Below are 25,165 nucleotides of genomic sequence, written 5' to 3' on the forward strand. Positions count from 1 at the left end.
CGGTTACAGAAGCACGCCGCTGCCGCTGCTAGCGAAATTCTTCAATCTCTGCCGGCGGGTGTCAACGGGTCAGGGTCGGTAGCGGTAGCCCATTCCGGGCTCGGTGATGAGGTGGCGGGGGCGGGCCGGGTCGTCCTCCAGCTTGCGCCGCAGCTGGGCCAGGTACTGCCGCAGGTAGTTGGTCTCGTTCTGGTATTCCGGCCCCCACACGTCCTGGAGGAGCTGACGCTGGCTGACCAGCTTGCCGGGGTGGCGCAGCAGCTTCTCCAGCACGCTCCACTGGATCGGGGTCAGCTTGACCTCGGTGCCGTCGTCGCGCCGTACGCGGTGGTCGGCCAGGTCGACGGTGTGCTGGCCGATCCGCAGCGCGGGCAGCGCCTCGCTGGGTCCGCCGAGCCGCCTGGTCACCGCGCGGATGCGGGCCAGCAGCTCCTCCACCCCGAACGGCTTCGTCACGTAGTCGTCCGCGCCCGCGTCCAGGGCGGCGACCTTGTCCTCGCTGCCGGCCCGGCCGGAGAGCACGATGATCGGCACGGTGGTCCAGCCGCGCAGGCCGCGGATCACCTCCACGCCGTCGATGTCGGGCAGGCCGAGGTCGAGGACCACGAGGTCGGGCGGGTGGCTGGCGGCTGCCTTCAACGCGGCGGCGCCGGTCGCGGCGATGTCCACGTCGTACCGGCGGGCTCGCAGGTTGATCCGCAGCGCGCGCAGGATCTGCGGTTCGTCGTCGACGACCAGGATGCGCGTCATTCCCGCGGCCCCTCCGAGCTGGTCTGCGCGGCGGCCGGCAGCCGCAGCACCATGGTGAGGCCACCGCCGGGGGTGGTCTCCGGGGTGATGCTGCCACCCATCGCCTCGGCCAACCCCCGGGACAGGGCGAGCCCGAGACCGACGCCGGTCTGGTTGTCCCGGTCGCCGAGGCGTTGGAATGGCAGGAAGACGTGCTCCCACTGGTCCTCCGGGATGCCCGGCCCCCGGTCGATCACCCGCAGCTCGACCTGGCCGGCGTGCGCGCTGGCGGTCACGGTGGGCGGTTGGTCGGGCGGGCTGTAGCGCAGGGCGTTGGCGATGATGTTGACGAGCACCCGTTCCAGCAGGCCCGGGTCGGCGGTGGCCGCCGGCAGGTCGGCCGGGATGTCCGTGCCGACCGTCGCGGCCGAGGGGCCAAGTTCGTCCAACGCCAGGGGTACGGCGTCCTCCAGGCCGATCGCCGTCGCGGAAATGCCCAGGACGCCCGCCTGGAGGCGGCTCATGTCCAGCAGGTTGCCGACCAGCCGGGCGAGCCGGTCCAGCGACTCCTCGGCGGTCTCCAGCAGCTCCTCGCGGTCGGACTCGTCGAACTCGATGTCGTGGCTGCGCAGGCTGGTCACGGCCGCCTTCGCCGACGCCAGTGGCGTACGCAGGTCGTGGCTGACCGCGGCGAGCAGCGCGGTGCGCATCCGGTCGGCGGCGGCGAGGGGCCGGGCGGTGGCGGCCTCCTCGGCGAGGCGTTCCTGGCGCAGCGCGACGGCGGCCTGGGCGGCGAACGCCTCGACGATGCGCCGGTCGGCGGCCTCCAGTCGGCGGCCGCAGAGCACGACGGTGATCCGGTCGTCGACGGGTACGGCGGTCTCACCGCTTTCCGGGGTGCAGGGCGGCTGATCGCCGACGCTGGCCACAACAGACCAGGCGTGCTCCTCGCGGGCCCGCTCCGGGCGCCCGCTGGCGTCCGCGGCCAACTCCAGCACGCTCACCGCACGCAGCCCGAAGGTTTCCCGGAGCTGTTCCAGCAGGGCGGGCAGGGGGCGTTCACCGCGCAGCACGCCACCGGCGACGGCGGCGAGGGTCTGCGCGTCCGCGGCGGCGCGGGCGGCCTCCCGGGTACGGCGGGCGGCCACGTCGACGATCCAGCTCACCGCCAGTGCCACCCCGACGAAGACGGCCAGGGCCAGCAGGTTGTCCGCCTCGGCGATGGTCAGCGTCCGGTACGGCGGGGTGAAGAACCAGTTGAGCAGCAGCGACCCGCCGAGCGCGGCGACCAGGGCCGGCCACACCCCGCCGACGAGCGCGACCCCGACGACCCCGGCGAGGAACAGCAGGATGTCGTTGGTCAGCGTCAGGTCGGGCAGCGTCTTCAGCAGCAGGGTGAGCAGCGGCATGCCCAGCACTGCCAGGCCGAAGCCGAGCAGCCGTCGACGTCGGGACAGCGCCGCCGGTACCGCTGCCGCCCGACGGCCCTTGCCGGCCTGCTTGTGGGTGACCAGGTGTACGTCGATAGAGCCGGACAGCGCGGTGGTGGTGACCCCGACGCCCCGGGCGAAGATCTGCGCGAGGCGACCCCGCCGGCTGGCCCCGAGCACCAGCTGGGTGGCGTTCACGCCCTGGGCGAAGTCCAGCAGTGCGGCCGGCACGTCGGTGCCGAGCACCTGGTGGTACGTGCCGCCCAGGCTCTCCACGAGGACCCGCTGGCGGGCCAGTTGGGCCGGGTCGGCGCCGGCCAGGCCGTCGCTGCGGGCCACGTGCACGGCGAGCAGGTCGGCGCCCTTGCTGCGGGCCGCGACCCGGGCCGCGCGCCGGATCAGCGTCTCACCCTCCGGACCTCCGGTCAGCGCCACCACGACCCGTTCCCGGGCCTCCCAGGTGGCGGCGATGCCCTGTTGGCTGCGGTACCTGTCGAGCTGCTCGTCGACCTTGTCAGCAAGCCAGAGCAGCGCCAGCTCACGCAGTGCCGTGAGGTTGCCGACCCGGAAGTAGTTGCCGAGCGCGGCGTCGATCTTGTCGGGTCGGTAGATGTTGCCGTGCGCCATCCGCCGGCGCAGCGCCTCGGGGGTCATGTCGACAAGCTCGACCTGTTCGGCGGCGCGGACGATCTCGTCCGGCACGGTCTCCCGCTGGGTGGTGCCGGTGATCTGCGCGACGACGTCGTTGACCGACTCCAGGTGCTGCACGTTGACCGTGGACAGCACGTCGATCCCCGCGTCGAGCAACTCCTGGACGTCCTGCCAGCGCTTGTCGTGCCGGGAGCCGGGCACGTTCGTGTGCGCCAACTCGTCGACCACCGCGATCTCCGGTCGGCGGGCCAGGACCGCGTCCAGGTCCATCTCGGTGAACTCGGCGCCGCGATAGTCCATCGTGCGGCGGGGCACCTGCTCCAGGTCGCCGAGCATCGCGGCGGTGTGTTGGCGGCCGTGGGTCTCCACGAAGCCGATCACCACGTCGGTGCCGCGCGCGGCCCGCCGCTGGGCCTCCTCCAACATGGCGTACGTCTTGCCGACGCCGGGGGCGGCCCCGAGATAGATGCGCAGTTCTCCGCGTGGCACGGGACCCATCCTCCCTGGTCAGGTCGGCGGGCGGGGCCGTGCCCGGTCGGCTCGGCCCCGCCCGCGAGTGTGCTCAGCGCGCGGCGAACCGCTTGTCGAGGGCGAGGTTGAGCTCCAGCACGTTGACGCCGGGCGCACCCATGAACCCGAGCCCCCGCCCGCCGGTGTGTTCCTTGACCACCTTGCGGACCGCCGCCGGGTCCGCGCCGCGCTCGCGCGCGACCCGGTTCACCTGCAACTCGGCGTACGCCGGGCTGATCTGCGGGTCGAGGCCGCTGGCGCTGGCGGTGACCGCGTCGGCGGGGACCGCCGGGTCGGCGGGCGCGTCGCCCCGGATCGGGGTGACCACCCCGCCGGCGGCCACGTAGTCCTCGCCGGGCTGGGCCGGCTCCACGGCGACCCCCTGGTACTCGGTGACGAACGGCGTCGCCGGGGCGGCCTGGTTGACGCTCACCACCCGGGTGACCGGGCCGGTCAGACCGTCGGCGCGGAAGACCGCGAGCACGGCGCCCACCCCGTCGTCGGTGCAGTACGGGCGTCGGCCGTCGACGCCGTTCAGCTCGCCGATCTCCCTGCTGCGCCCGCAGACCTGGGTGAGCAGGCTCTCGCTGGACTCCTCCGGGTCGGTGGCGAGGGTGTCGACCACGCTCTCCGGGCCGAGGTTGCTGGCCGAGGTGGACGTCGGGTCGTAGCCGTCGCCGGCGGCCGAGGGGCGGGACTGGAAGTAGCGGGCGATCGGGTTGCCGTCCGCGTCGGTGAAGGACTGGCCGATCAGCGCACTGCCGACGGTCGTCCCGCCCGAGGAGATGAGCGAGCCGTCGGCCTTGTGGTTGAGGCCGGGTAGCTGACCGAGCGCTACCAGGGCCAGCGGGTAGACCAGGCCGAGCAGCACCGTGAAGACGAGTACGGCGCGCAGGGCGGCGAGGTGTTGGGCGATCCAGGTGGGTAGGCGCATCACGAAATCCCCGGGACGAACTGGATGAGCAGGTCGATGAGCTTGATCCCGATGAACGGCACGATGATGCCGCCCAGCCCGTAGACCAGCAGGTTGCGGCTGAGCAGCTTCGACGCGGCGGCCGGCCGGTACCGCACGCCGCGCAGGGCGAGCGGGATCAGCGCGATGATCACCAGGGCGTTGAAGATGACGGCGGACAGGATCGCCGACTCCGGGCTGGCCAGCCGCATGATGTTCAGCGCGTCCAGGCTCGGGTAGAGGCCGGCGAACATGGCCGGGATGATCGCGAAGTACTTCGCGATGTCGTTGGCGATGCTGAACGTGGTCAGCGCGCCCCGGGTGATCAGCAACTGCTTGCCGATCTCCACGATCTCGATCAGTTTGGTCGGGTCGGAGTCGAGGTCGACCATGTTGCCGGCCTCCTTGGCGGCCGACGTACCGGTGTTCATCGCCACCCCGACGTCGGCCTGGGCGAGCGCCGGTGCGTCGTTGGTGCCGTCACCTGTCATCGCGACCAGCCGGCCACCCTCCTGCTCCCGCCTGATCAGCGCGAGCTTGTCCTCCGGCGTCGCCTCGGCCAGGAAGTCGTCCACCCCGGCCTCGTCGGCGATGGCCTTCGCGGTCCGCGGGTTGTCACCGGTGATCATCACGGTCCGGATGCCCATCCGGCGCATCTCGTCGAACCGCTCGCGCATGCCGGACTTGACCACGTCCTTGAGGTGGATGACGCCCAGGGCGCGGGCGGGTTCACCGTCGACGTGCTCGGCGACGACGAGCGGGGTGCCGCCGGTGCCGCTGATCGCGTCCACGATCTCGCCGACCTGCTCGGTCGGGTGGCCGCCGTTCTCCCGTACCCACTTCATCACCGCGGCGGCGGCGCCCTTGCGGACCCGGCGGGCCGTGCCCACCGCGCCGCCGTCCACGCTGGCGTCCGGGGTCAGGTCGACGCCGCTCATCCGCGTCTGCGCGGTGAACGGTACGAAGGTGGCGTGCGGCATCACGCCGGGCTCGCGCTCGCGCAACCCGAACTCGTTCTTCGCCAGGACGACCACCGAGCGCCCCTCCGGGGTCTCGTCGGCCAGGCTGGACAACTGCGCGGCGTCGGCAAGTGTCGCGGCGTCGGCCCCCTCGACCGGTACGAACTCGGCGGCCTGCCGGTTGCCCAGCGTGATGGTGCCGGTCTTGTCCAGCAGCAGGGTGTTGACGTCACCGGCCGCCTCGACGGCCCGGCCGCTCATGGCCAGCACGTTGCGCTGCACCAGCCGGTCCATGCCGGCGATGCCGATGGCGGAGAGCAGCGCGCCGATGGTGGTGGGGATCAGGCAGACCAGCAGCGAGACCAGCACCACCCCGGTGACGCCGGAGCCGGTGATCGCCCCGCTGTCCGGGGCGGCAGCCTGGTACGCCTTGCTGAAGATCGCCAGCGGTTGGAGGGTGACCACGGCCAGCAGGAAGATGACGGTGAGCGCGGCGAGCAGGATGTTCAGCGCGATCTCGTTCGGCGTCTTCTGCCGGTTGGCGCCCTCGACCAGGGCGATCATCCGGTCGATGAAGCTCTCCCCCGGCTTCTGGGTGATCTTGACGATGATCCGGTCGGAGAGCACCTTCGTGCCGCCGGTGACCGCGCTGCGGTCACCTCCGGACTCCCGGATCACCGGGGCCGACTCGCCGGTGATGGCCGACTCGTCGACGCTGGCGATGCCCTCGACGATGTCGCCGTCACCGGGGATGATGCCGCCGGCCTCGACCAGTACGACGTCGCCCTGGCGCAGCTCCGGCGCGGGCACCGCCTCGTCGCGGTAGGTGTTGGCCCGGGCGCCCGGCTTCCAGTCGACCAGCCGGGTGGCGATGGTGTCCTTCTTCGCCTGGCGCAGGGTCGCGGCCTGGGCCTTGCCCCGGCCCTCGGCGACCGCCTCGGCCAGGTTGGCGAAGACCACTGTCAGCCAGAGCCAGATGGTGATCGCCCAGGCGAACACCGACGGGTCGAGCACCGCCAGGACTGTGGTGAAGGCCGCGCCGACCTCGACGATCAGCATCACCGGGTTGCGCCACAGCGTGCGGGGGTCGAGCTTGCGTGCCGCGTCGGGCAGGGACCGGATGAGCTGCTGGGGGTCGAGCAGACCCCCACCGATCCGGTTGCCCTGGGTGGCCGGTGTGCCGGGGAGTTGCTCTGTCGGAGCGGAGGTGACGGACATTGCTTCGTTCCTCATGGTGGTCAGAGCCCCTCTGCCAGCGGGCCGAGCGCGAGCGCGGGCAGGAAGGTCAGCGCGACGAGGACGACCGTGACGCCGACGACCATGCCGATGAACAGCGGTCGGTGGGTCGGCAGGGTGCCCTCGGACGCGGGGGTGGGTGCCTGGCGGGCCAGCGAGCCGGCCAACGCGAGCACGAAGATGAGCGGCAGGAACCGGCCCAGCAGCATGCACAACCCGAGCGCGGTGTCCCACCAGGTGGTGTTGACGGTGATGCCGCCGAAGGCGGAGCCGTTGTTGTTGCTGGCCGAGGTGAACGCGTACAGCACCTCGGAGAGGCCGTGTGGGCCGACGTTGAGCGCCGTGGAGTTGTTGCCGGTGCCGAACGCCGCAGCCGTGCCGACGAGCACCAGGATCGGCGTGATCAGGAAGTAGAGCGAGGCGAACTTGATCTCGCGTGAGCCGATCTTCTTGCCCAGGTACTCGGGGGTGCGGCCCACCATCAGACCGGCCACGAAGACCGTGATCACGGCGAGGATCAGCAGTCCGTAGAGACCCGAACCGGTGCCGCCCGGCGCGACCTCGCCGAGCATCATGTTGACCATCGTCATCATGCCGCCGAGCGAGGTGAACGAGTCGTGGAACGAGTTGACCGCACCGGTCGAGGTGAGCGTGGTGGCAGCGGCGAAGGTGGCCGAGTTCGACACGTCGAACCGCACCTCCTTGCCCTCCATCGCCGCGCCGACCGCCTGCGGTACCGTGCCGTGGCCGGCCAGCTCGAAGATGTTGGTGAGGGCGACGCTGAGGAACGCGAGGATGCCCATCACCGCGGCGATGGCGTAGCCCTGCCGGTTCTGCCCGACCATCCGGCCGAAGACCCGGGGCAGGCTGAACGGGATCAGCAGGAGCAGGAAGATCTGCAGCCAGTTGGTCCAGGTGGTGGGGTTCTCGAACGGGTGGGCGCTGTTGACGTTGTAGAAGCCGCCGCCGTTGGTGCCCAGCTCCTTGATCGCTTCCTGGCTGGCGACCGGGCCGCCGGTGATGGTCTGGGTGCCGCCGGTCAGCGTGTTCACGTCGGTGCCGCCGGACAGGTTCTGCACCACCCCGCCGATCATCAACACGATGGCGCCGAGGACCGCGATCGGCAGCAGGATCCGCAGCACGATCCGGGTCAGGTCGACCCAGAAGTTGCCGAGCTGCCCGGTGCGGCTGCGGGCGAAGCCGCGGACCAGCGCGACCGCCACCGCGATGCCGACCGCCGCCGAGACGAAGTTCTGCACGGCCAGGCCGGCCATCTGCACCAGGTGGCCCATCGTCGACTCACCCGAGTACGACTGCCAGTTGGTGTTGGTCACGAACGACACGGCCGTGTTCCACGCGCCGTGCGGCACCACCGGGTCGAACCCCAGGGACAGCCACAGGTGGTTCTGCACCCGCTGGAACAGGTACAGGAACAGGATCGAGACCGCGGAGAATGCCAGCACACTGCGGGCGTACACACCCCAGGTCTGTTCGGCGGCCGGGTTGACCCCGACCAGCCGGAAGACGCCCCGCTCGACCCGCGACTGCCTCGTGCCGGCGACCGCCCGGAACATGTGGTCGCCGAACGGCTTGTAGACGGCGACGAGGACCGCCACCAGCGTCACGATGAAGATGACGCCCGCTGTTGTCATGGTCATCAGAAGCGCTCCGGAAACAACAGGGCGAACACCAGGAACGCGCCCAGGACGACCGCGAGCACCAGACCGACGGCGTTTACCGCGTTCACAGCTTCTCCACCGCCCGGACCACCAGGGCGAGCACTGCGAACAGCGCCACCGTCAGGACCACGAACACCACGTCAGACACGCTGACTCCTCAGCCGGAAAGGTTCGTCGCGACCGCCTTCCGGTCGCGCCGGGCAAGCAAAGCCCCACCAACAGCCGGACGGCAGGGGTCATAACGCGACCATGACGGCGGCGAACCTTTTCTTGACGTGGTTTTCACACCCGTGCACTGAACAGGTGAAATGCGGCACATAACCCCCGGTGGTCCGCGAGGTCAAGACCAGTTGTCCGCCCTTTGCTCTGCACCCGCGGACGCACCAGCTACAGACCGTGAGCGTCGCCTCCGCGGGTGCAGAGCAAAGGGCACGCGAGAGGCATGCGCGCCCCGGAGGGGGTGGCGCAGGGCGTGGCGGGAGCGGAGGTGCGAGGCCCGGTCAGGCTGGGCGGCGGGCCACCAGCACGTCGCGCATGATCGACTGGTCGACCCGGTGCCGCAGCGCGCGGTAGGGCTCCTCGTCGACCACGGTCAGGCCGGCGTCGGCAAGCGCCGCCGCCGCGTCCTCGCGGCTGGCCACGTGGGTGTTCCAGGAGATACCGAGGGCACCGCCGGGACGCAGCAACCGCGCCCAGACCGGCGCGGCGTCCGCGAGCAACGCCAGCGGATCACGGGTCAGGCCCTTCTCGGCCGTACGGCTGCCGTGCTGCACGCCGTACGGTGCGTCGGCGACGATCAGGTCGACGGTCTCCGGGCGGAAGAACTCCGAAGAACGGACCGTGTCGGCGTTGACCACGTCGAGCAGTTGGGTCTGGCCGGCCTTGTGCTCCTCGCGGGTGGGCGCCAGCTCGATCCTCACCCGTCGGCCGACCACCTTGCGTTCGCGCCGCACCGGCCCCGACTCCAGCACCCGGTGCTTGACCCGCTTCTGCTTCAGCCAGGTGGTGATGAACGTCCGGTACGCCTCGACGTCCTTCTGGTCGCGCTCGATGCCGGCGGCGTCGAACCCGTACATCAGGGCCTGGTTGAGGGTGGTGCCCCGACCGCAGAGCGGGTCGAGCACCCGGAACCGCCGGCTGGTCAGCTCGCCGGCCCAGTCCGAGGCGAGCAGGGTGACGTTGAGCAGCAGCTTGGTGAACTGCTCGTTGGTCTTGCCGGGGTACTTCTGGATGGTGAGCAGGTCGTCGTCGTAGCGGTCCAGTCGGCTCCACTCGATCGGCCGCAGCAGCTCACCGACGATCTCGAACAGCGCGTACCCCGCGGAGAGGTTGCCCAGGACGGCCAGGTCACGTTCGGTCAGCCCGTCACCGGTGAAGGTGACGTAGGACGCCCCTCCGACGACCTCGGTGTCCAGCTCGCCGACCCGGCCGTTCAGGGCCGAACGGCCGAAGATCTCCAGCTCGGCCCGGGTGAGGTCGACGGCGGAGCGGGCGTACACCCGGTTGGTGGCGGGCAGGATCAGCAGGCCGTAACGCGTCATGATCCGGCGAGTATTCCACAACCCGCCACGGTCGCCGGGAACCGGAGCGGTCGCTGGAGCGACTACCGGTACATGGGGTGTGAGCAGTGGCGGGAGGTCCTGTCCGCGCAGTTGGACGGGGAGGAGACCGCCGCCGAACTGGCGGCGGTGCAGGGGCACCTCGACGGGTGTGCCGAGTGCCGGGCCTGGTTCACGGCCGCGGCCGCGGTGACGCGTCGGGTCCGTACCCGGTTGGTCGCCGATGTGCCCGACCGCACCGCGGCGATCCTGGCCGCCGTCGCGGCCGAGCCGACCCGCCGATCGCGGTGGCGGCGCGGCGGCTCGGTCGCCGGGCTGCGCGCGGCGTTCGGGCGCGCCGGTTTGGTCGCCGGACTGCGCCAGGCATTCGGGCGCGGCAAGCTGGTCGCCGGGCTGCGCGCGGCGCTCGGGCTGCTCGGCGCGGTGCAGTTGGTGCTCGGCCTGGCCCAGGTGGGCCGGGGCGCGACCGCCGACCACCTGCACCCGACCGGCCAGCACCTGTGGCACGAGTCGGCCGCGTGGAACGTGGCGGTGGGTGCCGGCTTCCTCTTCGTCGCGGTACGCCGCAGCCCGCCGGCCGGGCTGCTGCCGATGCTCAGCGCGTTCGTCGGCACGTTGCTGCTGCTCTCGGTCAACGACCTGGCCACCGGCTCGGTGGGCGGGGAGCGGTTGGTCAGTCACGGCTTCCTGGTGGTCGGTTACCTGATCACGGTGGTGCTGTCCCGGCCCGGTCTGCGCCCCGGTGGACCCGCGCCGCAGCGGCAGCCGGCACCGTCACGCTGGCGGTTCGGGGCCGACGAGGTGGACCGGCCACTGCGGGTGGTTCGCCCCGAGTCGTACCCGGCGCAGGCCGCCGACCGCTATGCCGCCCCGGCGGCACGCGCCGGTCAAGCCGCCCCGGCGGCGCGCGCCGGGCGGGCCGGCGGACGCCGCGCCGCCTGAGCGGGCTCTGTCAGCCCTCCGGTCGCGCCGGTTCGCCGCCGACGGCCTGCGGGATGACCTGTTCGACGATTGTCAGCAGGGTGGTGGCGAGCAGCAGGTGCACCTGGGCGCGCGTCAACGCACCGCGCTGGAGCCACTCCCGGGCGGTCGACGTGGCGAGCCCGCCGTACGCGCGAGCCATGGCACGCAACTCCTCCCGATGCCCTGCCTCGCCGGCCAGGCCGACGGCGACGAGCATGCGGTCCGCCGCGACCTCCTCGGCCTCGGCCAGCACCCGCTCCACGTCGGCGTCGCCGCCCATCCCCCGGGCGGTGACCGCCGCCAACCAGGAGGTGCTGTGCCGCGACACCACGTCGAGAAACCAGGAGACGCTCGCGTCGACCCGGGTCCGCAGGTCACCCTTGGGCAACCGTTCGAGGGCGACCTCCGGGATGGTCACCATGACCCGGACGACCTCCAGATAGAGGTCCTTCTTCGCACCGAAGTAGTGGTTGACCAGACCGCGAGCGACACCCGCCTCCCGGGCGACGTCGGTGGTCGACACGTCCGCGTACGGGCGTTCGCCGAACAGCCGGACCGCGCAGGCCAGGATCTGCCCGCGCCGGGCGTCCGGCTCCAGACGGCGGCGGCGCGGAGCCGTCTCGACACTCATCTGCCCGACCCTATCGAGCGCCACCCGCCCGCACCCTGATCAGGTGATGGAAAGTAGGTGCCAGGGCGGTCTCTGACCTACTTTTCATCACCTGATCAACGGACCGGCCCAGCGGGCACTCCCCGGGACGGGGTACGCCCTTCGAGCGGCCTGCGGTGATCCACCTTCTGCTCTACCCTTGCCACGCATCAGTGACAGTCCGACCGGCCCGGCCTCGCCGTGGATGCCATCGGACCGGATCAACTGAGTAAGGGAGCGAAGTCTTGGTTTCTCGACGTCGATTGTTGTCTGGCGCGGCCGGTGCGGCCGTCGGCCTGTCGGCCGCCGGTGCGTTCGGCGGGTCGGCGACAGCGGCCCCGTCCACCTCCACGGTGACGGCGCCGCTCGCGGCCCGCCGTGGTCGACTGATGAGCCGAACGGTGGTGACCGCTCCGGCCATCCCGTTGACTCACCTGTCCGTCGCGCACAGCGGCCCGGCGGCGGCGGTACGCCTGCGTACCGGCAAGGGGTGGAGCGACTGGCTGGAGATCAGCGCGTGCCCGAACGGTCGGGACGGTCGGGCGGTGTCGGCCCGGTCGGACATCGTGGTGGCCAACGGCGCGACCGGATACGAGGTCCAGGTCGGCGACGGCTCGGCCGCCACAGTTGTCGAGCTGAACATGGTCGACGGGGCTCGGCAGACGGTCGCGAACGCGGAGACGAACAGCCTTCCGCTGCCGCCCGGTGCCCCGCGGCCGCCGACGTATCTGCCACGGTCCGGCTGGGGAGCTGACGAGTCGTTGCGGGTCGGCCCGAACGGCAGCGTGCTGTGGCCGGGCGAGTTCTACCCGGTGCAGACGCTGACGGTGCACCACAGTGGGGTGTACGAGCACAACGAGGACCCCGATCCTGCGGCCACGGTTCGCGCCATCTACTACGACCAGTGCGTACTGCAGGAGTTTGGCGACATCGGCTACCACCTGCTGATCGACGAGGGCGGACGGGTCTACGAGGGCCGCTATTCCGACCCGGGGCCGCAGCCGGTCTACGGTCCGGGGGTCGGCAGCGACGGTCGGCCACTCATGGTCAACGCGGCGCACGTGGGCGGTTTCAACGCGGGCAACATCGGCGTCTGCCTGTTGGGCCGGTACACGTCCCGCCTGCCCAGCCCCGCCGCGCAACGGTCGTTGGCCCTCGTCCTGGCGGGGCTCAGCCTCACGAGTCGACTCAACCCCACGGGTCGGACCGGATACGTCAATCCGGTCAGCGGGGCAAGTGGCAACGTGGCGGTCATCTCGGGCCACCGGGACTGGGCGAGCATCGGGGGCGATCCGACGGAGTGCCCGGGCGACTACTTCCACCCCTACCTCGGCCAGCTACGCCAGGAAGTGGCGACTCTGGCCGCGATGCGCCCGACGCCGCCGCCGCGGCCGCCGAGGCGCTAGTTCACCGCCCCTGCCACGCCGCCCCCAGTCAGTGCGTCCGCCGCGCTGGTGGGGGGCGGCGCCGCATCCTGCCGCCGCGCCCTCGGGGCCACCGATCGAGACTTATTGACATGCTGCCAACAGCGCGCGAGGGTGGTGCACATGCCGACGCCCCCGCTCGACGGATCTCCCTCAGCCTGGCGCGAGCCCGAGCACGACGACCTCGCCGACCTGGCGCGCACCTTCTTCACCAAAGAGGTGCTGCCGCACACCGACCGCCTGCTGGCGCAGGGCCATCCGGACCGCGAGCACTACCGGCGTGCCGGTGAGCTGGGGCTGCTGGGCCTGTCCGTCCCGGAGGAGTACGGCGGCGGAGGCGGCCAGTTCACCCACGAGGCAGTGCTGCTGCACGAGCAGACGTACACCGGGGAGAGCAGCCTCGGGCTGGCCGTCCACAGTGGCATCGTCACCGGCTACCTGGTGGCGTACGGCAGCGCGGAGCAGAAGCGGCGGTGGTTGCCCGGCCTGTGCAGCGGTGCACTGGTCGGCGCGATCGCGATGACCGAGCCGGACGGCGGCTCCGATCTCCAGGCGATGCGGACCCGGGCGGTCCGCGACGGCGACGACTACCTGGTCACCGGCGCGAAGACGTTCATCACCAACGGCGGCCTGGCCGACCTGATCATCGTGGCCGTGAAGACCGACCCCGAGCAGCGGGCGGCAGGTGTCTCGCTGCTGGTCTGCGAGGTGAGCGGCGACCCGGAGGGCTTCCGTCGGGGCCGACTGCTGTCCAAGATCGGGCTGCACGCCAACGACACCGCCGAGTTGTTCTTCGACGAGTTCCGGGTGCCGGCGGCCAACCTGCTCGGCGACGCCGAAGGGCTGGGCTTCATCCAGCTCATGCGGCAGCTTCCGCAGGAACGGCTGGTCATCGGCGTCGGCGCGGTCGCGGCCATGGAACGGGCCGTCGAGCTGACAGTCGCGTACGCCAAGGAACGCACCGCCTTCGGCAAGACGCTGATGGGCCACCAGAACACCCGGATGGTGCTCGCCGAGTGTGCCACCCGCACCCGGGTCAGCCGGGTCTTCCTGGACGACTGCATCGTCCGGCACACGCGCGGCGACCTGGACGTGGCGACCGCGGCGATGGCGAAGTCCTGGCTCACCGACGGGCAGTGCGAGGTCGTCGACAGGTGTCTGCAGCTGTTCGGCGGCTACGGCTACACGACGGAGTACCCGATCGCCCGGATGTACGCCGACGCCCGGGTCCAGAAGATCTACGGCGGCACCAACGAGATCATGAAGGAGTTGATCGCCCGTGCCCTCTGAGGCGTACGTCTATGACGCGGTCCGCACCCCGCGCGGACGCGGCCGGGACACCGGGGCGCTGCACGGGGTCAAGCCGATCTCCCTGGTGGTGGGCCTGATCGACGCGTTGCGCGAGCGCAACCCCGGCCTGGACGTGGGCCGGCTGGAGGATCTGCTGCTCGGCATCGTGACCCCGGTCGGCGAGCAGGGCGGCGACCTGGCACGCGCCGCCGCGCTGCTGGCCGGGCTGCCCGACGAGGTGGGCGGGGTGCAGCTCAACCGGTTCTGCGCCTCCGGACTGGAGGCGGTCAACTCGGCCGCCGCGCGGGTCCGCTCCGGCTGGGAGCACCTGCTGCTCGCCGGCGGGGTCGAGTCGATGTCCCGGGTGCCGATGGGCTCCGACGGCGCGGCCTGGGCCACCGATCCGCAGACCGCGCTCGCCACGTCCTTCGTACCGCAGGGGGTCAGCGCCGACCTGATCGCCACCCTGGAGGGCTTCACCCGCGACGACGTGGACGGCTACGCGCTGCGGTCACAGGAGCGAGCCGCCAAGGCCTGGGCCGGTGGGCACTTCGCGCGCTCGGTGGTGCCGGTCCGTGACGGCAACGGGCTGGACATCCTCACCGTGGACGAACACCCGCGCCCGGAGACCACCCGGGAAGGGCTGGCCCGACTGACCCCGTCCTTCGCCACCATGGGCGAGGCCGCCGGCTTCGACGCGGTCGCCCTCCAGAAGTTCCACTGGTTGGAGGCCATCGACCACGTCCACCACGCGGGCAACTCGTCAGGCATCGTGGACGGCGCCGCGCTCGTACTGATCGGGTCGGAGGAGGTGGGCCGGGACCTCGGCCTGACCCCGCGGGCCCGGATCGCCGGCGCGGCGGTCACCGGCGCGGACCCGACGCTGATGTTGACCGGCCCGATCCCGGCCACGCACAAGGCGCTCGCCGTCGCCGGGCTGACAGTCGACGACATCGACCTGTTCGAGATCAACGAGGCGTTCGCCGCGGTGGTCCTCAAGTACGTCCGCGACCTGGGCCTCGACCCCGACCTGGTGAACGTCAACGGTGGCGCGATCGCGCTCGGCCACCCCCTCGGCGCGACCGGTGCGATGCTGCTCGGCACGGCGTTGGACGAGTTGGAGCGCCGCGACCTGCGTCGCGCCGTGGTGACCCTCTGCATCGGCGGCGGCATGGGCGTCGCCACAGTTCTCGAGCGCTGCTGACCCGGGGGACGACCATGACCAACACCATTCGGTACGACCGCGACGCCGACGGCATCGTCACGCTCACCCTGGACGACCCCGACCAGTCCGCCAACACCATGAACCGGACGTACGCCGCGTCGATGAGAGCCGCACTGGACCGGCTGGAGGCCGAACGCGATCTCCTCGGCGTGATCGTGACAAGCGCCAAGTCCACCTTCTTCGCAGGTGGCGACCTGCCGGAGATGGTCCGGGCCACCCGCGCCGACGCGCCCGAACTGACCGAGCTGCTCAACACCATCAAACGGGACCTGCGTCGGCTGGAGACGCTCGGCCGACCGGTGGTCGCCGCGGTCAACGGCTCCGCGCTCGGCGGTGGCCTGGAGATCGCGCTCGCCTGCCACCACCGGATCGCGCTGGACGTGCCGGCCAGCCGGCTCGGGCTGCCCGAGGTGACCCTGGGCCTGCTGCCCGGGGCCGGCGGTGTCACCCGGACGGTACGGATGCTCGGCCTGGCCACGGCGCTGACCACGGTGCTGCTCACCGGCCGACGGATGCGCCCCGCCGACGCGCTGGCCGCCGGGCTGGTCGACGAGGTGGTGGCCACCGAGGCGGAGCTGCTGGACCACGCCCGCGCGTGGATCACCGCCAACCCGCAGGCCAGCCAGCCGTGGGACCGGCCGGGCTACCGGATGCCCGGCGGCACCCCGGCCAGCCGCTCGTTGGCCGCCCAACTGCCGGCCTTCCCGGCCACGCTGCGCAAGCAGCTCAAGGGCGCCCGGCTACCCGCACCGGAGGCGATCCTGGCGACCGCCGTCGAGGGCGCGCAGGTCGACCTGGAGACGGCGTTCACCGTGGAGACCCGGCACCTGATCGGCCTGCTCACCGGGCAGGTCGCCAAGAACATGATCGGTGCGTTCTTCTTCGACCTGAAGGCCGTCAACGGCGGCGCGGCCCGACCGACCGACGTGCACGCCCCGCCGGTGCACCGGGTGGCGGTGCTCGGCGCCGGCATGATGGGCGCGGGCATCGCGTACGCCTGCGCCAGCGCCGGGTTGGACGTGGTGGTCAAGGACGTCACGCCGGAGGCCGCCGGCCGGGCGCGGGAGCACGCCGAACGGTTGCTGGCCCGCACGGTACGCAAGGGCCGCGCGACGGAGACGGACGCCCGAGCCGTCCTGGACCGCATCACCACCACCGACCAGGTCGACGCGTTGGCCGGCTGCGACGTGGTGATCGAGGCGGTCTTCGAGGACCCGGCGCTGAAGAAGGCGGTCTTCGCCGAGGTGCTGCCGGTGTTGGCGCCGGGCGCGCTGCTCGCCTCCAACACCTCCACCCTGCCGATCACCGGGCTGGCCGAGGGAGTGGACCGGCCGGCCGACTTCATCGGCATGCACTTCTTCTCCCCGGTGGACCGGATGCCGCTGCTGGAGATCGTGGTCGGCGCGCGAACCAGCGACGCCGCCCTGGCAAGGGCGTTCGACCTGGGCCGGCGGATCGGCAAGACCCCGATCGTGGTCAACGACGGTCGGGGCTTCTTCACCAGCCGGGTGATCGGTCGGTTCCTGGACGAGGCGGTCGGCATGGTCGCCGAGGGTGTCCCCGCCGCGTCGGTGGAGCAGGCCGCGTTGCAGGCCGGCTACCCGACCGGGCCCCTCGCGCTGGCCGACGAGGTCAGTCTCACCCTGATCCAGCGGATCCGCCGCCAGTTCGAGGCGGCCAGCGAGGAGTACCTGCCACTGCCCGCGCACCGGCTCGTGGACGAGCTGGTCGACGCGTACGACCGGTCGGGGCGTACCGCCGGTCGGGGCTTCTACTCCTACGACGACGGCACCCGCGGCCGGTTGTGGTCCGGCCTCGCCGACCTGGTCACCGACGCCGGCCGGGCGGTGCCGTTCACCGACCTCCAGGAGCGGATGCTCTTCGCCGAGGCGCTGGACGCGCTGCGCTGCCTCGACGAGGGGGTGCTGCGCACCGAGACCGACGCCAACATCGGCTCGATCTTCGGCATCGGCTTCCCCGCCTGGACCGGCGGGGTCATCCGCTACGTCCGGCAGTACGCGGGCGGTCCCGCCGGCTTCGCGGCCCGCGCCGCCGAGCTGGCCGAACGGTACGGCGACCGGTTCACGCCCCCGGCCGACCTGGTCGACCGACTCGCGGCCCACCCCGTCGAACCGGTGGGCGTCGCGTGACGGCGGCGCGCGGTGGGCCGTTGGCCGGGGTGCGGGTGGTGGAGTTGGCCAGCCTCGCGCCGGCGCCGTTCGGCTGCATGGTGCTCGCCGACCTCGGCGCGGACGTGGTGCGGGTGGACCGGCCGGGAGGCCCGGGTGCGGGGCGGCTGGCCGCGCCGACCGGTGGGCCGTTGCAGCGCGGTCGACGGGTGACCGCACTGGACCTGAAGTCCCCGACCGGGGTGACCGACCTGCTGCGCCTCGTGGACCGGGCGGACGTGCTGGTCGAGGCGTACCGGCCGGGGGTCGCCGAACGGCTCGGCTTCGGCCCGCAGGTCTGCCAGGCCCGCAACCCCCGACTGGTGTACGCGCGGATGACCGGCTGGGGCCAGGACGGCCCGCTGGCGTCCCGCGCCGGGCACGACATCGACTACATCGCGGTGGCGGGGGCGTTGGAGCCGCTGGGTCGGGTCGGCGAGCGCCCGTACGCGCCGATGAACCTCCTCGCCGACTTCGCCGGAGGGGGCATGCTGCTCGCCGTCGGCGTGTTGGCCGCGCTGCTCGAACGCAAACGCTCCGGCGTCGGCCAGGTGATCGACGCGGCCATGGTGGACGGGTCGGCGCTGCTCACGTCGTTCCTGCACGGGCTGCTCGGCAGTGGCCTGTGGTCCGCGCCGCGTGGCCGCAACCTGTTCGACGGCGGAGCGCCGTTCTACGACACGTACGCCACCGCCGACGGCGGATTCATGGCCGTCGGCGCGATGGAACCGGCCTTCTACGCCGTACTCCTCAGTGGCCTCGACCTCGCCGACGACCCGGACCTGCCCGCCCAGTACGACCCGAGCGGCTGGGACGAGCTGCGCCGGCGCTTCACCGAACGGTTCGCCGAGCGCACCCGGGACGAGTGGACGGCGGTCTTCACCGACCTGGACGCCTGCGTCGCGCCGGTGCTCGCCCCCGGTGCGGCGCACCAACACCCACATAACGCGGCGCGGGGCACCTTCGTCGAGGTCGGCGGCGAGATCCAACCGGCCCCGGCACCCCGCTTCGACCGTACGCCGACCGACCGACCAACCCCGGCGCCGGACCCGGAGAGGGACGTCCAGCCGGCGGCGGCGATTCTCGACACCTGGCCGCGACGGACCTGACGGCTCTGCAGGTCCCGGAAAGTGATGGCAGGCTCGGCAGAGCCGGATCCCGGCCGGGACGGCAGCCACTTCTTCCAGGGAGTCGACGAGCATGGCCACGGACCTGTGGAAGGGCCACATCAACGGAATCCTCTACGGAATCCAGTTCGAGCAGGTGCTTGACGACTCGGTGGTGGCCTGGGTCGCCCGTGGCGTGATCGACGGGCGCTACCCGGGCGACCGGACCGCGACGCTGGACGCACTGGACCAGGCGCTGCGCTCGGAGGTCCCGCTCAACGACGAGATCGAAACCCGGCACAGCGAGGAGAGCATCCGCACGTTTATCCAGCGCCTCTCCGCCGCCCTCCAACCGCGCACCTCCGACCCCCGGCCCCGTTGATCAAGAGCTTCCCGCGAACCTCTTGGCCAACGGACGGAGGCGGTGCGGGTGCCGGTGGTACCAGGTGGCGAAGAGGGCTGTTGCGAGCAGGAGTTCGGCCAGGTCCCCGCCGTAGTACATGAGCTGGGCGGCGGCGCGGAACGCCGCCGGATCCGGGTTGTCGAGGCCGGGCGGAAGGATGCCGGCCCGCGCGTACAGGTACTTGGCCAGCACGGCGTGGCCGGCCGCCGCACCGAGTAACGCGCCGACCCGTACCGCCAGGCCCGGCCGGCGCGGCGCCGGGTCCGGCCCGGCCAGGGACCAGGCGAAGAGGTAGCCGGCGGCCAGGTAGTGCAGGTGTACGGCGTGGTGCAGCACGGGCTGCCGCTCGGCCGCCGCGTACAGCGGGGTGAGCAGCACCAACGCCAGCCCACCCGTGCTGAGCAGCGCCGCGGTGACCGGGTGCGCGATCAGGTGCAGCGGGCGGGCGCGCAGCAACCGGCCCACCGTCCGGCGTACCGGTGTCGGCGCGACCCGCAGTAGCAGGGTGACCGGGGCGCCGAGTACCAGCCCGAGCGGGGCCAGCATGCCGAGCAGCAGATGCTGCGCCACGTGCCCGCGCGGGTCGTCCGGAAACTGGGCCAACGGCCCGACGGCGACCGCCAGCATTGCGCACCCGACCAGCCAGGCGGCGGTACGCCGATGGTCCCAACCCCGGGGGTCACGCACGGCGGCCAGCAGGTAGCCGCCGGCCAGCAACGCGACCGGGAACAGCGGAAGCCAGGCCGGCCCACCCGCGGCGTCCCCGCCGTGCGCGAACGGCGCAACGGACCAGGCGGGCGGACCGGGCAGGAGCACCGTCATCGGCGGCGCTCGCGCGACCGGGCGCGCCGGACCAGCAGGGCGCCGGCCAGCAACAGGGCCGCGCCGGCCACGTTCCACACCACGTCGTACGGCACGAGGTGCACCCCGTAACGGATCTGGTGCAGCCGCAGGACCTTGTGGTCGATCAGCCCGTCGAAGAGCTGGAACCCTCCGGCGCCGAGCAGGAAGCCACCCCAGGCGAGCCGGGCCGACAGGGCGTGCCGCCGACGCAGGTCGGCGAACCAGAAGAACCCGCCGACCAGGGCGATCACCTCGGCGGCGTGCAGCAGCCCGTCCGAGAGCAGTGCCACCATGGGGGTCGACCGGTCGTAGAAGTGGTGCCAGGCCAGCAACTGGTGGAAGACGATCTCGTCCACCGCCGCCATGATCGCGATGCCGAGCAGGACGCCGACGAGGGTGGAGGAACGAGCGTCGACGATGTGGTGGCTCGACGGGCGTGAATCGGCCATCACACACCTCGCATCCACGTCAGGCTGGCCTCAAATTACCCCGGAACGGACGAACCATGCCGCTGAAGCCGATGACGGGCGCCCACCCGGGCGTGATCAACACGAGTTTGGCGAAACCGGGGTGTCCACCCGGGTGGGATACCGCGACTTTCGGAAAGCCGTGTTGATCAAGGCTGGGTGAGCAATCACCTCCCGTTTCGTGACTCCCGGGCCACGAGCGGCATGATCATGGAGCCTGGAGGGGCAACGACAGTCAGATCCCGAGAAGGAGGTGCCCGTGCCGGACGCGGACGAACTCGTCGCCAACGCACTCGCGGCGGTGCGCGGCACCGACGTACGGCAGGCCGAACGGCAGCTGGACCAGCTGATGGTCGGCACCGGCGCGACGGACGGCACCACGGCGGTGGACGCGGCTCTGGTGCGTCGTCTGGTCCGCGGCCTGGCGCGACTCTGGCCGCGCGGCTGGCAGCCGGTCGACGTGGACCGGCTCACCGCGCGGCGGCTCGACGCCCGCGCGGCGCGGCTGGTCCGCGACGCGATGGCCGTGCAGCGGCGCGCGCAGTCGGATCCGGTCCCGGCCTGGTTCGACGAGCAGTTGCGCGCGTTGGCCGCCGAGGTCCGCGCGGACCACGAGAGGGTGCTGTCCGGCTGGTCCGCCCGCGAGTCGCTGGACCGGGTCGACGCGCTCCGCGCGGCCGTGGACGTCCTCGCGCTCGTGGAGAGCCTGCCGCCGATCGCGGTGCTGCGCCCGCCACCCGGGTCGAGCGGGGCGGTGACCGCCCGGTCGGCCGGTACGGCGCGCAGCGGGTCGCCGATGCTGGACCGGGTACGGGCGCTGCTGGCCAAGGCCGAGTCGACGACCTTCCCGGCCGAGGCGGAGGCGCTGACCGGCAAGGCGCAGGAGTTGATTGCCCGGCACAGCATCGACGAGGCGTTGCTGGCCGCCGGGTCGGAGCGCGGCGACGTGCCCGGCGGGGTACGCCTGAGCACCGACACCCCGTACGCGGGTGCGAAGGCACTGCTGGTGCAGGAGGTGGCGGCGGCGAACAGGTGTGAGGCGGTCTGGTCCGACGATCTCGGCTTCGCCACAGTGCTGGGCTGGCCGGCCGACCTGGTGGCGGTGGAGTTGCTCTACACCTCGCTGCTGGTGCAGGCCACCGCCGCCATGTTGCGGGGTCGGGCCGAGCGGCGGGCCGGGTCGGGGCGGCGGACGAAGGTCTGGGACGAGTCGTTCCTCAACGCGTTCGCGCTGCGGATCGGCGAGCGGTTGCGCGCGGCGACCGAGGCGGCCACCGACGCGGCGGACCGGGCAGCGGCCGAGACGGCCGGGGCGGAGCGGCTGTTGCCGGTGCTCGCCGCCCGGGGCGAGGCGGTCCGGGAGCGGCTGGACACGCTCTTCCCGGGCGTCACCCGGCACCGACTCAGCGTGCGCGACGCCGAGGGCTGGTCGTCGGGCACCTCGGCCGCCGACCGGGCGTCGTTGGACGTCGGCGGCGGGCGCAAGCCCCGCCAGGTGCCCGGCCGACCCGATCGGCGCTGAGCCACCTCGCGCCGACCCGATCGGCGCTGAGCCACCCGGCGTGGGACCGCCACCGGCGGAGATATCTGCGATCTCCTTCGGTACGCCGTAGGGATCGGGTTGTCGGCTCCGACCCTCCGGTGAGTCGCGCCCCGACCGGGGTGCGAGCAGAGCCCGAGGAGCGTCGCCGTGAAGTACATGCTGCTGATCTGGAACCGGCCCGGCTTCACCGAGGAGCTTTCCGAGCAGGACCGCACCGCCCTGTTCGGGGAGGTCGACGAGATCATGAAGGAGTTGACCGAGACCGGCGAGTTGATCGGCGGGCAGGCGCTGGCCAATCCGTCGCAGACGTTGACGGTCCGGGCCGTCGACGGCCGGGCCGAGGTCATCGACGGGCCGTTCATGGAGAGCAAGGAGCAGTTCGCCGGTTACCTGGCGGTCGACTGCGACAGCCCGCAGCGGGCCGCCGAGATCGCCGCCCGCTGGCCGGACGTGCGCTTCGGCGGTGCCATGGAGGTCCGCCCGATCATGGACGAGGCCGGAGCGGAGATGTGACAGACGACCGGACGGTCGAGGACCTGCTGCGCACGATCGCGCCGCAGGTCCTCGGCCTGCTGGTCCGCCGGCACGGCCAGTTCGACAGGTGCGAGGACGCGGTCCAGGAGGCGCTGCTCGCCGCCGCGACGCAGTGGCCCGCGCAGGGCGTACCGGACAGTCCGCGCGCGTGGCTGCTCACCGTGGCCACCCGCCGGCTCACCGACGAGTGGCGCAGCGAGAGCGCCCGCCGGGACCGGGAGCTGGCGGTGGCGCTGCGCGAGCCGGCGTACGCCGCGGTGGCGCCGGCGGCCGACGCGGAGCCCGCGGCGGCGGACGCCGACGACACCCTCACCCTGCTGTTCCTCTGCTGCCACCCGGCGTTGACCGGTTCGGCGCAGGTGGCGCTGACCCTGCGGGCGGTCGGCGGTCTCAGCACCGCCCAGATCGCCCGGGCGCACCTGTTGCCGGAGGCGACGATGAGTCAACGGATCCGCCGGGCGAAGCAGCGGATCGAGGCCGCTGGGGCCCAGTTCACCATGCCCGGGCCGGCCGAGCGGGACGAGCGGCTGCGCACGGTGCTCCGCGTGCTCTACCTGATCTTCAATGAGGGTTACACCGCGTCCAGTGGCCCGGACCTGCACCGGTCCGAGCTGACCGGCGAGGCGATCCGGTTGACGCGCGTCCTGCACGGGCTGCTGCCCGACGACGGCGAGGTGGCCGGGTTGCTGGCGTTGATGCTGCTCACCGACGCGCACCGGGCGGCCCGGCTCGGCCCGGACGGTGAGTTGGTGCCGCTCGCCGAGCAGGACCGCGGCCGGTGGGACGCCGCCGCCAGCGCGGAGGGGATCGCGTTGATCACCGACGCGTTGACCTGGTCGCCGCCCGGCCCGTACCAACTCCAGGCCGCGATCGCCGCGGTGCACGCCGAGGCGCCGACGGCGGCGGAGACGGACTGGCGGCAGATCGTCGCCCTCTACCGGCTGCTGGCCCGGATCGCGCCGAACCCGCTTGTCACTCTCAACCAGGCGGTGGCGGTTGCCATGGTGGACGGGCCCCGGGCCGGGCTGGCCCTGCTCACGTCCCTGGACGCCGACGAACGCACCGCCGGGCACCACCGGCTCGCCGCCGTCCGGGCGCACCTGCTGGAGCTGGCCGGGGAGGCCGGCGCGGCGCGGGACGCGTACCTGGCGGCGGCCCGAGGCACCACGAGTCGGCCCGAGCAGCGGTACCTGGAGCTGAAGGCCGCCCGGCTGGCGGGAGTGCGACATCCGCCGACCGCCGGGCAGCTCTGACCCCGGCGGTCGGCGGCGGCGCGGTCACACGTCGGGGTCGACGGCCGGGCAGGTGGTGCCCGGGCTCGGCACCTTCTGGTCGATCAGGTAGGCGTCGACGGCCCGCTCGACACACGGGCTGGTGGTGTAGCTGCCGTGCCCCCACCCGTCGTAGGTGAGCAGCACGCCGTGCCGGCCCAACTGCCGCGCCACGTTCGTGGCCCAGTTGTACCCGCTGGCCGGGTCGTGCACGGTGGCGGCGATCAGCAGCGGCACGTCGGTACGCACCCGCAGCCGGTGCTGCGGGTTGGCGACCGGCGTCGGGGTGCCCAGGCAGGTCGCGAGGGCGAACACCGCCGTCGGATACCGCAGGTCGGGCGCGAGCCGGGCCACCCGGCGCAGGTGTTCGTCGTACTCCCGGTAGTCGCGGACGGGCAGGCTCCAGTCCTGGCAGAAGACCGCGAAGGGGTACGGTGCCACGGCGTCGCCGGTCGACGGTCCGGCGCTTCGCACGGTGGTTGGGGCATCCATGTCTCCCAACCACTCGGCGAGCCCCGGCCAGCGCCGGGTGTCGTAGAACTCCCGGTGGGTGAGACGGCTCAACTCGAACGGGGTCAGCACGACCCCGGGCCGTTTCGGGTCGGTGAGCGTGCCGGCCTCGGCCCGGGCGCGCAGCCCCTCCCAGAGAGCCCGGAAGTCCCGGCCGTGCAAGGCGCAGGCGGCGGACCTGTCACACCAGGCGACGAACTCGTCGAACGCGTCCTGGGAGGTGACGGCCTGGGTGTCCAGGAACGCGCGGGTGCCGACGCTGTGGTCCACCGCGGCCTCCAGCACCATGGCCCGGACCCGGTGCGGGAACAGTTCGGCGTACTGCTCACCGAGCAGGGTGCCGTACGAGCTGCCGTGGAAGGTCAACTGCCGCTCGCCGAGCGCGGCGCGGATCGCGTCCAGGTCGCGGGCGGCGCTGATGGTGTCCACATGGTCGTAGAGCGGCCCGGTGCGCGCCCGGCAGTCGGCCCGCAGCAGCGCGTTGCCGGCCAGTGTGGCGTCGAACTGGGCCTGGTCGGCGATCAGTTGCGGCTGCTGGGCGAGCAGGGCCCGGGAGCAGACCACCGGGTTGCTGCCGCCGGTGCCGCGCGGGTCGAAGCTGACGATGTCGAACCGGCGGCGCAGGTCGGCGCTGAACCGGGAGCTGCCGTTGACCACCCGGTCGACGCCACTGTCACCCGGGCCGCCGGGACCGAAGACCAGCGTGCCCTGGCGGGTGGCCGGCGTGGCGACCCGGCGGGCCAGCGCCAGGTCGAAGCGCTCCCCCCGGGGCCGCGCCCAGTCGACAGGCAGTGACAGGGTGCCGCACTCGGCGGAGTCGTCGGCGGCACAGGGATGCCAGTCGATCGTGGGGTGGGCGGCGGCCGGGCTCGCCGGGGTCAGGCCGGCGGCCGTAAGGGCCAGGGCGACCACCCAGCCGACCGCGGATTTGCGTACGCGCAGCATGAAGTGCTGTCCTCTCCTCGAAGGAGCGTTGCCGGTGAAACTCGCCCACCGGGCGAGGTGATGCTGCTTCCACCCGGGCCGTCGAGTAGCCGCTCGACGGCCCGGGGCCTTCGGCCGTG

General features: G+C 72.3%; 21 protein-coding genes. 10 read left to right on the forward strand and 11 right to left on the reverse strand.

Features of this window, described 5'->3' with window-relative positions; translation table 11 throughout:
• Positions 1–69 precede the first annotated feature (69 nt).
• The 7 genes from ACGFIQ_RS06620 to ACGFIQ_RS06650 form a co-directional block, all read right to left on the reverse strand.
• Positions 70–750 carry a response regulator gene (locus ACGFIQ_RS06620; protein WP_393240075.1) on the reverse strand — a complete coding sequence of 227 codons (681 nt, stop codon included), beginning with the start codon at positions 748–750 and terminating at the stop codon, positions 70–72.
• Complete coding sequence (locus ACGFIQ_RS06625; RefSeq protein WP_393240078.1) at positions 747–3,299, reverse strand: DUF4118 domain-containing protein; 2,553 nt, start codon at positions 3,297–3,299, stop codon at positions 747–749. Before ACGFIQ_RS06625 ends, ACGFIQ_RS06620 begins: the two co-directional genes overlap by 4 nt.
• Positions 3,300–3,372: 73 nt before the next feature.
• Entirely contained in the window at positions 3,373–4,254 is an 882-nt protein-coding gene (locus tag ACGFIQ_RS06630; RefSeq protein WP_393240081.1) for a potassium-transporting ATPase subunit C, read from the reverse strand.
• On the reverse strand, positions 4,254–6,449 hold the full coding sequence (gene kdpB / locus ACGFIQ_RS06635; protein WP_393240084.1) for a potassium-transporting ATPase subunit KdpB: 2,196 nt from the start codon (positions 6,447–6,449) through the stop codon (positions 4,254–4,256). The genes ACGFIQ_RS06630 and kdpB overlap by 1 nt, the downstream gene beginning before the upstream one ends.
• Before the next feature lie 20 nt (positions 6,450–6,469).
• The gene (gene kdpA / locus ACGFIQ_RS06640; RefSeq protein ID WP_393240086.1) at positions 6,470–8,125 is read right to left on the reverse strand and encodes a potassium-transporting ATPase subunit KdpA; all 1,656 of its coding nucleotides are present in this window, start codon (positions 8,123–8,125) and stop codon (positions 6,470–6,472) included.
• Positions 8,125–8,214 (reverse strand): K(+)-transporting ATPase subunit F, encoded by a 90-nt coding sequence (gene kdpF / locus ACGFIQ_RS06645; RefSeq protein WP_036410889.1) that lies wholly within the window; start codon positions 8,212–8,214, stop codon positions 8,125–8,127. Before kdpF ends, kdpA begins: the two co-directional genes overlap by 1 nt.
• A 432-nt stretch (positions 8,215–8,646) precedes the next feature.
• A complete protein-coding gene (locus tag ACGFIQ_RS06650) occupies positions 8,647–9,687 on the reverse strand; it encodes a TRM11 family SAM-dependent methyltransferase (protein WP_393240089.1) in 1,041 nt (346 codons plus the stop codon).
• 72 nt (positions 9,688–9,759) lie between these two features.
• Here ACGFIQ_RS06650 and ACGFIQ_RS06655 point away from each other — a divergent pair, with 72 nt between their 5' ends.
• Positions 9,760–10,647: a zf-HC2 domain-containing protein gene (locus ACGFIQ_RS06655; protein ID WP_393240092.1), complete on the forward strand. Its 888-nt coding sequence runs from the start codon at positions 9,760–9,762 to the stop codon at positions 10,645–10,647.
• 10 nt (positions 10,648–10,657) lie between these two features.
• Here the strand turns inward: ACGFIQ_RS06655 and ACGFIQ_RS06660 are convergent, their stop codons facing one another.
• Positions 10,658–11,299, reverse strand: coding sequence for a TetR/AcrR family transcriptional regulator (locus ACGFIQ_RS06660; protein WP_393240095.1), 642 nt, complete (start codon positions 11,297–11,299; stop codon positions 10,658–10,660).
• 263 nt (positions 11,300–11,562) lie between these two features.
• On the opposite strand from ACGFIQ_RS06660, the gene ACGFIQ_RS06665 reads away from it, so the two are divergent.
• The 6 genes from ACGFIQ_RS06665 (at position 11,563) to ACGFIQ_RS06690 (ending at position 18,912) form a co-directional block, all read left to right on the forward strand.
• On the forward strand, positions 11,563–12,723 hold the full coding sequence (locus ACGFIQ_RS06665) for a peptidoglycan recognition family protein (RefSeq protein ID WP_393240097.1): 1,161 nt from the start codon (positions 11,563–11,565) through the stop codon (positions 12,721–12,723).
• Between the two features lie 141 nt (positions 12,724–12,864).
• Positions 12,865–14,031: an acyl-CoA dehydrogenase family protein gene (locus ACGFIQ_RS06670; protein WP_393240100.1), complete on the forward strand. Its 1,167-nt coding sequence runs from the start codon at positions 12,865–12,867 to the stop codon at positions 14,029–14,031.
• Complete coding sequence (locus ACGFIQ_RS06675) at positions 14,021–15,235, forward strand: acetyl-CoA C-acetyltransferase (RefSeq protein WP_393240103.1); 1,215 nt, start codon at positions 14,021–14,023, stop codon at positions 15,233–15,235. Before ACGFIQ_RS06670 ends, ACGFIQ_RS06675 begins: the two co-directional genes overlap by 11 nt.
• Positions 15,236–15,249: 14 nt before the next feature.
• On the forward strand, positions 15,250–17,406 hold the full coding sequence (locus tag ACGFIQ_RS06680) for a 3-hydroxyacyl-CoA dehydrogenase NAD-binding domain-containing protein (RefSeq protein WP_393240106.1): 2,157 nt from the start codon (positions 15,250–15,252) through the stop codon (positions 17,404–17,406).
• Positions 17,403–18,533 (forward strand): CaiB/BaiF CoA transferase family protein, encoded by a 1,131-nt coding sequence (locus ACGFIQ_RS06685; RefSeq protein ID WP_393240109.1) that lies wholly within the window; start codon positions 17,403–17,405, stop codon positions 18,531–18,533. Before ACGFIQ_RS06680 ends, ACGFIQ_RS06685 begins: the two co-directional genes overlap by 4 nt.
• Before the next feature lie 91 nt (positions 18,534–18,624).
• Positions 18,625–18,912, forward strand: a complete 288-nt coding sequence (locus ACGFIQ_RS06690; protein ID WP_393240111.1) for a hypothetical protein — start codon at positions 18,625–18,627, stop codon at positions 18,910–18,912.
• Here ACGFIQ_RS06690 and ACGFIQ_RS06695 read toward each other — a convergent pair whose 3' ends face one another.
• Together ACGFIQ_RS06695 and ACGFIQ_RS06700 are read right to left on the reverse strand one after the other, a co-directional pair.
• Entirely contained in the window at positions 18,913–19,755 is an 843-nt protein-coding gene (locus ACGFIQ_RS06695; RefSeq protein ID WP_393240114.1) for a cytochrome c oxidase assembly protein, read from the reverse strand.
• The gene (locus ACGFIQ_RS06700) at positions 19,752–20,225 is read right to left on the reverse strand and encodes a DUF2243 domain-containing protein (RefSeq protein WP_393240117.1); all 474 of its coding nucleotides are present in this window, start codon (positions 20,223–20,225) and stop codon (positions 19,752–19,754) included. Before ACGFIQ_RS06700 ends, ACGFIQ_RS06695 begins: the two co-directional genes overlap by 4 nt.
• A 277-nt stretch (positions 20,226–20,502) precedes the next feature.
• On the opposite strand from ACGFIQ_RS06700, the gene ACGFIQ_RS06705 reads away from it, so the two are divergent.
• The 3 genes from ACGFIQ_RS06705 to ACGFIQ_RS06715 all read left to right on the forward strand — a co-directional run bounded on the left by ACGFIQ_RS06705 (position 20,503) and on the right by ACGFIQ_RS06715 (position 23,573).
• Complete coding sequence (locus ACGFIQ_RS06705; RefSeq protein WP_393240119.1) at positions 20,503–21,765, forward strand: DUF2786 domain-containing protein; 1,263 nt, start codon at positions 20,503–20,505, stop codon at positions 21,763–21,765.
• Positions 21,766–21,942: 177 nt separating this feature from the next.
• Entirely contained in the window at positions 21,943–22,299 is a 357-nt protein-coding gene (locus tag ACGFIQ_RS06710; protein WP_355027449.1) for a YciI family protein, read from the forward strand.
• Positions 22,296–23,573 carry an RNA polymerase sigma factor gene (locus ACGFIQ_RS06715; protein ID WP_393240122.1) on the forward strand — a complete coding sequence of 426 codons (1,278 nt, stop codon included), beginning with the start codon at positions 22,296–22,298 and terminating at the stop codon, positions 23,571–23,573. Before ACGFIQ_RS06710 ends, ACGFIQ_RS06715 begins: the two co-directional genes overlap by 4 nt.
• Before the next feature lie 24 nt (positions 23,574–23,597).
• On the opposite strand, the gene ACGFIQ_RS06720 is transcribed toward ACGFIQ_RS06715, so the two are convergent.
• Positions 23,598–25,046 carry an alpha/beta hydrolase gene (locus ACGFIQ_RS06720; protein WP_393240125.1) on the reverse strand — a complete coding sequence of 483 codons (1,449 nt, stop codon included), beginning with the start codon at positions 25,044–25,046 and terminating at the stop codon, positions 23,598–23,600.
• Between the last annotated feature and the right edge of the window lie 119 nt (positions 25,047–25,165).

This window comes from Micromonospora sp. NPDC048898, assembly GCF_043198035.1.
In the GTDB taxonomy this organism is placed as follows: domain Bacteria; phylum Actinomycetota; class Actinomycetes; order Mycobacteriales; family Micromonosporaceae; genus Micromonospora.

Bases quoted from the DNA above. Each gene is read 5' to 3' on its own strand.
- ACGFIQ_RS06620 (WP_393240075.1), bottom strand. From the start codon at position 750: ATGACGCGCATCCTGGTCGTCGACGACGAACCGCAGATCCTGCGCGCG.
- ACGFIQ_RS06630 (WP_393240081.1), bottom strand. From the start codon at position 4,254: ATGCGCCTACCCACCTGGATCGCCCAACACCTCGCCGCCCTGCGCGCC.
- kdpB (WP_393240084.1), bottom strand. From the start codon at position 6,449: ATGTCCGTCACCTCCGCTCCGACAGAGCAACTCCCCGGCACACCGGCC.
- kdpA (WP_393240086.1), bottom strand. From the start codon at position 8,125: ATGACCATGACAACAGCGGGCGTCATCTTCATCGTGACGCTGGTGGCG.
- ACGFIQ_RS06650 (WP_393240089.1), bottom strand. From the start codon at position 9,687: ATGACGCGTTACGGCCTGCTGATCCTGCCCGCCACCAACCGGGTGTAC.
- ACGFIQ_RS06655 (WP_393240092.1), top strand. From the start codon at position 9,760: ATGGGGTGTGAGCAGTGGCGGGAGGTCCTGTCCGCGCAGTTGGACGGG.
- ACGFIQ_RS06660 (WP_393240095.1), bottom strand. From the start codon at position 11,299: ATGAGTGTCGAGACGGCTCCGCGCCGCCGCCGTCTGGAGCCGGACGCC.
- ACGFIQ_RS06670 (WP_393240100.1), top strand. From the start codon at position 12,865: ATGCCGACGCCCCCGCTCGACGGATCTCCCTCAGCCTGGCGCGAGCCC.
- ACGFIQ_RS06680 (WP_393240106.1), top strand. From the start codon at position 15,250: ATGACCAACACCATTCGGTACGACCGCGACGCCGACGGCATCGTCACG.
- ACGFIQ_RS06690 (WP_393240111.1), top strand. From the start codon at position 18,625: ATGGCCACGGACCTGTGGAAGGGCCACATCAACGGAATCCTCTACGGA.
- ACGFIQ_RS06695 (WP_393240114.1), bottom strand. From the start codon at position 19,755: ATGACGGTGCTCCTGCCCGGTCCGCCCGCCTGGTCCGTTGCGCCGTTC.
- ACGFIQ_RS06700 (WP_393240117.1), bottom strand. From the start codon at position 20,225: ATGGCCGATTCACGCCCGTCGAGCCACCACATCGTCGACGCTCGTTCC.
- ACGFIQ_RS06710 (WP_355027449.1), top strand. From the start codon at position 21,943: ATGCTGCTGATCTGGAACCGGCCCGGCTTCACCGAGGAGCTTTCCGAG.
- ACGFIQ_RS06720 (WP_393240125.1), bottom strand. From the start codon at position 25,046: ATGCTGCGCGTACGCAAATCCGCGGTCGGCTGGGTGGTCGCCCTGGCC.